Consider the following 2837-nt stretch of genomic DNA (forward strand, 5'->3'; position numbering starts at 1 on the left):
CGACGATCGCGACGGTGTCGCCCGGGCCGACCCGGCCGTTGCGCACCCCGACCTCGTACGAGGTGGGCAGGATGTCGGCGAGCAGCAGGGCGTCCCCGTCGCTGACGCCGTCGGGCAGCTTGTACAGGGAGGTGTCCGCGAAGGGGGTGCGGACGTGCTCGGCCTGGCAGCCGTCGATCAGGTGGCCGAGGATCCAGCCGCCACCGCCGGTGCACTGGCCGTAGCTCGCGCCGCGGCAGTAGGCGCAGCGCCCGCAGGCGGAGACGCAGGAGACCAGCACGCGGTCGCCGGCGGTGACCGTGCGCACGCCCGGTCCGTCCCGGGTGACGGTGCCGACGGCCTCGTGGCCGAGGACACGGCCCTGCTCGACCTCGGGGACGTCGCCCCAGGTACGACGGCCGGGGCCGTGGTAGGTGAGCGCCTTCATGCCCTGATCACTTCTCTCGGGGTGGCGGGGCCGGGCCGGTTCCGCTCGCCCTTCCAGGTTCCGACGCCGCCGGGCCCGCCGCCAGGGCCCGCCGGGGTCCTTCCGCCGGGCGGATGGGCCCCTTCGGTGTCCGGCGGGGCACGACTCGCGCGCCTACGCTGGTCAGTGGCATCGGGCAAGCCGTGGAGGACTCCATCGACGACCTGGACGAGACCGCCAGGACCATCCGCGCCACCATCTTCGGCCTGCGCCTGCGCGCGTGCGGACCGGCGGCGAGCGGCCTGCGCGCCCGGCTCGTCGACGTCGTGGACCGGGCCGCCGCCCTGGGCGGCACCTTCGCCGCCCGCACCCGCCCCGAGGGCGGCACCGAGCTGCTGTGGCGAGTCCCCCTGCCGGGGTCCTGAAGACAGGCCCTGGCTAGGGTTGGGCGCGGAGTGATCGTCAATTCCGGGGAGGGTGACGCTATGTGGGCGGACGGGCTGGTGGAAGTCACCGCTGAGGCGGAGCTGCGGGAGCTGCTCGGCTCGCCGACTCCGCGGGACGCGGGAAAGGTGCGCAGGTCGCTGCACGAGCACGACCGGCAGTGGCTGGCGGCGTCCCCGTTCTGCGTGATCTCGACGGCGGCGGCCGACGGCACCTGCGACGCGTCACCGAAGGGCGATCCGGCCGGGTTCACCCTGGTCCTGGACGACACCACGATCGTCGTACCGGAGCGCCCCGGCAACCGGCGCACGGACGGCTTCCGGAACGTGCTGAGCAACCCTCACGTCGGCCTGCTGTACGTGATCCCCGGACGCGGCGACACCCTGCGGGTCAACGGCCGGGCCCGGATCGTCCGCGACGCGCCGTTCTTCGACCGGCTCGTGGTCAACGGGCACCGGCCCCCGGTCGCACTCCTCGTCGAGATCGAGGAGGTGTTCTACCACTGCTCCAAGTCGTTCCTGCGCTCCGCGCTCTGGAAGCCGGAGTCCTGGGAGCCGCAGGCGGCCCCTTCGCGTGCCCGCATCGCGAAGAGCCTGGAGCGGCCCGACGAGGCCCTGGAGGATCTGGAGCAGTACTACGGACCGCGCTACGGCGACCGGCTCTACGGCTGAGCGTCATCGCGATGGGCGATCCTCCCGTCGCGATCGGCCGCTACACCTCCGGGCCCAGCACGTCCCTGACCGCCAGCCGGGGCGTCGGTGCGCCCTCGGGGCCGTAGCCGAGGCGGATCAGGATCTGGACGTAACCGGGGCCCCGGGGTGCGGCGACCGCGGCGGAAACGAGTTTCTCCAGGGCCGCAGCGTCGAGGGCGAGGGTGGGCATGGCGGTCTCTCGAGGACGATGTCAGCCGGAGGCGGACGGCTCGGCGCCGTCGCGCAGGGTGTCCAGCCGGGTGCGGTACTCGTCGGGCTCGATCTCGCTGCGGGCGAGGCGCTCGGCGAGCACTTCCTCCGTGGTGGGCGGGTGGGGCACTTCCACCATGCGCCGGGGTGCGGCGTGGCGCTTGGGCCGTTCGGCTCAATCCCCGAGCCCACCCGGGCCACGGTTCCTCAGTGCGGGCGCTGATGCGGCCGGTCGGGCTCGGCATGGGCGGCGATCACGGCGGCCTGGAGGCGGCGTTCGACGCCCAGCTTGGCGAGCAGCCGCGAGACGTGGTTCTTGACGGTCTTCTCGGCGAGGTAGAGCTCCCGGCCGATCTGCCGGTTGGTCTTGCCCTCCCCCACCAGGGCGAGGATCTCCCGTTCGCGCGGGGTGAGCCCGGCGAGCGCGTCCGTCTCGCTCTCCTCGTGGTGGCGCAGGCTCTCCATCAGCTTGCGGGTGGTGGCCGGGTCGAGCATGGACTGGCCCGAGGCCACCGTCCGGACGGCGCTGACCAGGTCAGCGCCCTTGACCTGCTTCAGAACGTAGCCGGCCGCCCCGGCCATGATCGCGTCGAGCAGGGCGTCGTCGTCGTCGAAGGAGGTCAGCATCAGGCAGACCAGCTCGGGCATCGTGTCGCGCAGGTCCCGGCAGACGCTCACACCGTCGCCGTCCGGGAGCCGCACGTCCAGCACGGCGACGTCCGGGCGCAGCGCGGGCACCCGGGCGAGGGCCTGGGCACAACTGGCGGCCTCACCGACGACCTCGATGTCCTCTTCGGCCTCCAGGAGGTCGCGGACGCCGCGCCGGACCACCTCGTGGTCGTCCAGCAGGAACACCCGTACGGGCTTCTCTGGCTGGGGCGTGTCCATGGCCTGCTCCCTGGGGGTGCGCGGTCGGTGGCACCACCGATTCTGCGCTTCCGCGCCGTGGGGCGCACCACTTCAGCCGCGCGGGACGACGGCGGTCGTGCCCCCGGCCCCGGGGGCGACCCCCCCGGTGAACCCGCCCCCGCGGCAGGCCGCGGCCCCCGCGTGGGGGGGGCCCGTGCCCCCCGCCCCAGGTGGGC

The 2837-nt window shown here is 73.9% G+C and carries 6 protein-coding genes; 2 read left to right on the forward strand and 4 right to left on the reverse strand.

Annotated features, from left to right (window positions below):
• A partial coding sequence (locus ACIRYZ_RS12520; RefSeq protein WP_402942688.1) for an alcohol dehydrogenase catalytic domain-containing protein occupies window positions 1-427 on the reverse strand: 427 nt, incomplete at its 3' end.
• 182 nt (window positions 428-609) lie between these two features.
• Here ACIRYZ_RS12520 and ACIRYZ_RS12525 point away from each other — a divergent pair.
• Window positions 610-831, forward strand: coding sequence for a hypothetical protein (locus tag ACIRYZ_RS12525; RefSeq protein WP_402942691.1), 222 nt, complete (start codon window positions 610-612; stop codon window positions 829-831).
• Between the two features lie 60 nt (window positions 832-891).
• The gene (locus ACIRYZ_RS12530) at window positions 892-1521 is read left to right on the forward strand and encodes a pyridoxamine 5'-phosphate oxidase family protein (RefSeq protein ID WP_402942694.1); all 630 of its coding nucleotides are present in this window, start codon (window positions 892-894) and stop codon (window positions 1519-1521) included.
• 40 nt (window positions 1522-1561) lie between these two features.
• Here ACIRYZ_RS12530 and ACIRYZ_RS12535 read toward each other — a convergent pair whose 3' ends face one another.
• The 3 genes from ACIRYZ_RS12535 to ACIRYZ_RS12545 all read right to left on the reverse strand — a co-directional run bounded on the left by ACIRYZ_RS12535 (window position 1562) and on the right by ACIRYZ_RS12545 (window position 2640).
• Window positions 1562-1732 (reverse strand): hypothetical protein, encoded by a 171-nt coding sequence (locus ACIRYZ_RS12535; protein WP_402942696.1) that lies wholly within the window; start codon window positions 1730-1732, stop codon window positions 1562-1564.
• Between the two features lie 21 nt (window positions 1733-1753).
• Complete coding sequence (locus tag ACIRYZ_RS12540) at window positions 1754-1891, reverse strand: hypothetical protein (RefSeq protein ID WP_402942699.1); 138 nt, start codon at window positions 1889-1891, stop codon at window positions 1754-1756.
• 68 nt (window positions 1892-1959) lie between these two features.
• Window positions 1960-2640, reverse strand: coding sequence for a response regulator (locus ACIRYZ_RS12545; protein ID WP_402942702.1), 681 nt, complete (start codon window positions 2638-2640; stop codon window positions 1960-1962).
• Between the last annotated feature and the right edge of the window lie 197 nt (window positions 2641-2837).

The organism is Kitasatospora sp. NPDC101155, assembly GCF_044768305.1.
GTDB lineage: Bacteria > Actinomycetota > Actinomycetes > Streptomycetales > Streptomycetaceae > Kitasatospora.